The following is a 3614-nucleotide window of genomic DNA, read 5'->3' on the forward strand; positions in this document are numbered from 1 at the left end:
TACTATTTCACAAATTACTAAAATAATGTTCTGGTTTATGGCGAGGTGACTTTTTACACTCAACTTGAGGAGTACCTATGTATAAGTACCCTACAATTTCATCTTGCTCATGTAAGTTAAGCGCTTTTTTGACTGCTCTACTTTGTGCAAAGTAACCTGTGCGCCAAACACCACCTAAACCTTGAGCAAATGCAGCTTGTTGCATTGCTAATACACTGCAGCCTGCACTTTGTACCTGCTCGATACGAGGAACTTTTGGGTGTTCTTGATATTTAGCAATTGCTATTACAATCATAGGCGCACGAAGGGGAAGCTCTTTAGCACGGTTAATTACTTTTTCTGTCTGTTGCTCTGCCACTGCACTTTGATGGTAAATTTCACCCAGTTTATTGCGTGCATCACCTTGAGCAATGATGAACTGCCACGGTGCTATACAGCCATGATCAGGAACACGTAATGCTGCTTGCTTAATTATGTCGAGCTGCTCAGGCGTAGGGCCCGGCTCTGTTAGTTTAGAGTCTGATTGGCGAGTAAGTAAAAGCTCGATAGCGTTCATAACGATTCCTCAAAATTCAAAACGATAGAGTAACATTTAAAACCTTAAATAATAAATACCGAGAAATTAAAATGCAAAACGGCCGCAAAGGGTCAACTATGCAGCCGTTAATAAAATACATTTAATGCGCTATTTTTTTATAACGTTTCGCTTTAACCAGTAATCAAAACTAACAAAACGCCCACCGCCCATAAAAAATAAACTTAAGAGCATAGCAAAATAAATTGCCGAAAATTCTATGCCATTATTTAAAATAGATGGTTTACCTTTTTCGTATAGGTAATCAGGAAAGCCGTGCTCTTCAACTAAGTCTCGAATTTTTCCTATCCTGTCTTGTACTTCTAATGAGTTTTCGAGGCTTTCTTTTGCACCTGGGATAGATAACCAATCAAGTACTTGCGCAGCACTTGTTTCTGGATTAGTCGGCGCTATTGCAAACCACCCGTTATGCCAATGTACTGAAGTAGCCGCTACAACCATTGTGAACATAAGCGGGATACTGACTAAGCGAGTTAAAAGGCCAAATAATAACAACCAACCACCTAAAAATTCACTCCATCCAGCTAAGAAGGCTAGTAAATCAGGAAACGGTAAGCCTAAACCCCATTCACTATTACCAAACCATTGAACGACATCAGGCGATGCTAAAAAGTTATTTAGAAAGCCTTCTGTTTCAGTACTTATAGCAAGTTTGTTATAACCTGCGATGATCATAACGGGAGCTAAAATTAAGCGAAATAGTAAAGCAGGTAAACCATCTAAAAACGATAGTTTACCCAATATTGTGTTATAAAAACTGATTAGTTTATTCATGCGTATCCTGTGTGTTCAATGTTTATTAAGTTATAGACTATAAACAAAAAAGACCGTATAGATTGATAAACTATTTCAATTTATTTACAAAGGTTAAATACTTCTCGCCACTTGTAAAGCTTCAAAAATAGCGCGTTTAGCATCAATTGCAGCAGCCAATTTAGCTCCGCCTATCACATGCACTTTTGCGTTATCTGTGTAACCTTCTAGCACTTCGCTATTAGAAACCTGACCAATACACGCAATAACAGTATCTACCGGCAGTACTTGAACTTCTCCAGCAACATTAATTGTTAACCCATTCTTATCAAAACTTTGATATTGGCAGTCAGCAATTTGTTTAACACCATGCTGTTTAGCAACTTGGCGATGTATCCAACCAGTGGTTTTACCAAGCTCACTACCAAAACGACCCGAACTGCGTTTTAACATATACAATTGGCGCTCGTCTTTATGAGGTTGTGCATCACACTCAATCCCCCATTGCGTTTTAAACTCGCTAATAGATTGTGATGTATGTTCACTTAAAAAAGCAACCATATCAAAACCAATACCGCCAGCACCTAAAATAGCGATTGATTTGCCCAGTTCTACTTCGCCGCGTATGACTTCGTCATAAGCAAACACACGCTTATCATCACTACATTTAATAGAGGCTTCACGCGGCCTAACGCCTGTTGCAAAAACAATATCATCATAATCTTTAAGCATTGAATCGTCGTAAGCTTTACTAAGCTCCACAGTTACTTTTAATCGCTCGAGCTCATTAGTGAAGTAAGTAAGTGTATGGTTAAAGTCTTCTTTACCCGGTATTTGCATGGCTAAATTAAATTGACCGCCCATTTGCGATTTTTGATCAATTAACGTGACGTTATGCCCTTTTTGAGCCAAGTAACAACTTGCTGATAAACCAGCAGGACCTGCACCGACAACTAATACATTTTTAGCTTTAGCTGCTTGCTCTAGCGGGTAATCTAGCTCAAATGCAGCTTGTGGATTAACTAAACACGTAGCACGTTTATTTTTAAATACGTGATCTAGACAACCCTGGTTACAGCCAATACAAATATTGATTTGTTTAGATTGATTGTTTACGTACTTATTAAAAAACTCAGGATCAGCTAATAATGGACGTGCCATCGAAATTAAATCAGCCTCGCCTGCATTTAAAATATCGTTAGCAATTTCTGGAGTATTAATTCGGTTAACAGCAATCACAGGGACATTAACTACGTCTTTTAAACGCTTTGATGCTTCTTTAAATGCACCCGGTGGCACCATACTCGCAATAGTCGGTACACGCGCTTCGTGCCAACCAATACCAGTGTTAAATATATCAACACCCGCTTTTTCAAGTTCGGTAGCCTGAATAACAACTTCCTCTGGTGTTGAACCGTTTGGAATCAAATCAATGACCGACAATCTAAAAATAATTAAGAATTTTTCAGATACTTTTGCTCTTACAGCTTTAACTATTTCAAGTGCAAGTCGCATTCTATTTTCTAAGCTGCCACCAAACTCATCATCGCGTTTATTGGTATGAGGCGCCATAAACTCATTAATCAAATACCCTTCAGAACCCATGACTTCTACGCCATCGTAGCCGGCTTTTTCAGCCATATAGGCAGAATGCGCAAAGTCTTTAATTGTTTTTTTAATCGATCCAAGCGACATCGCTTTAGGTTTATAAGGATTAATAGGTGCTTTTATTGCACTTGGTGCTTGATTGAAAGGATGGTATGCATAACGTCCAGCATGTAATAATTGCAAACAAATTTTTCCACCGTGTTTATGCACAGCATCTGTGTAAGCGCGATGCTTAAACACATCGTAATAACTATTAAATGAGGAAGAAATTGGTGTTAGCTTGCCACGTAAATTAGGGCTGTATCCGCCTGTAATTAACATCGCGGTGCCACCTTTTGCACGTGCTTCATAAAATGCGCGTAAGCGTTTGCGGTTATGCCAGCCCTCTTCAAGACCTGTATGCATTGAGCCCATAACCAAGCGGTTACGTAATTGTGTGTGTTTTAGTTGTAATTGTTGTTCTAACATCTTGTGCCCCGTTAACTGGTCTAACCTGTATACATTAGCTAATTCTGCTTTAATGGCAAGTAATAAGCAATATGTGCATGCATTTAATTAAAAATAGCAGTAAAAACTTACGTTTATATAGGTTCATAAACACTTCGTTACGATTTAGCAGTTAAATTTATTTTTATTCTAGGCTAAGATGGGACTAATG

General features: G+C 38.5%; 3 protein-coding genes. All 3 read right to left on the bottom strand.

What is annotated here, in order from left to right; all coding sequences use genetic code 11:
- Positions 1 to 7: 7 nt before the first annotated feature.
- The 3 genes from H5072_RS14510 to H5072_RS14520 all read right to left on the bottom strand — a co-directional run bounded on the left by H5072_RS14510 (position 8) and on the right by H5072_RS14520 (position 3424).
- Positions 8 to 556: an NAD(P)H nitroreductase gene (locus tag H5072_RS14510; RefSeq protein ID WP_138489000.1), complete on the bottom strand. Its 549-nt coding sequence runs from the start codon at positions 554 to 556 to the stop codon at positions 8 to 10.
- Between the two features lie 129 nt (positions 557 to 685).
- Complete coding sequence (locus H5072_RS14515; protein ID WP_182693918.1) at positions 686 to 1369, bottom strand: DoxX family protein; 684 nt, start codon at positions 1367 to 1369, stop codon at positions 686 to 688.
- A 93-nt stretch (positions 1370 to 1462) separates the two neighbouring features.
- Entirely contained in the window at positions 1463 to 3424 is a 1962-nt protein-coding gene (locus H5072_RS14520) for an FAD-dependent oxidoreductase (RefSeq protein ID WP_182693919.1), read from the bottom strand.
- Between the last annotated feature and the right edge of the window lie 190 nt (positions 3425 to 3614).

Source organism: Pseudoalteromonas sp. SR45-5 (assembly GCF_014163565.1).
Taxonomy (GTDB): Bacteria; Pseudomonadota; Gammaproteobacteria; order Enterobacterales; family Alteromonadaceae; genus Pseudoalteromonas; species Pseudoalteromonas distincta.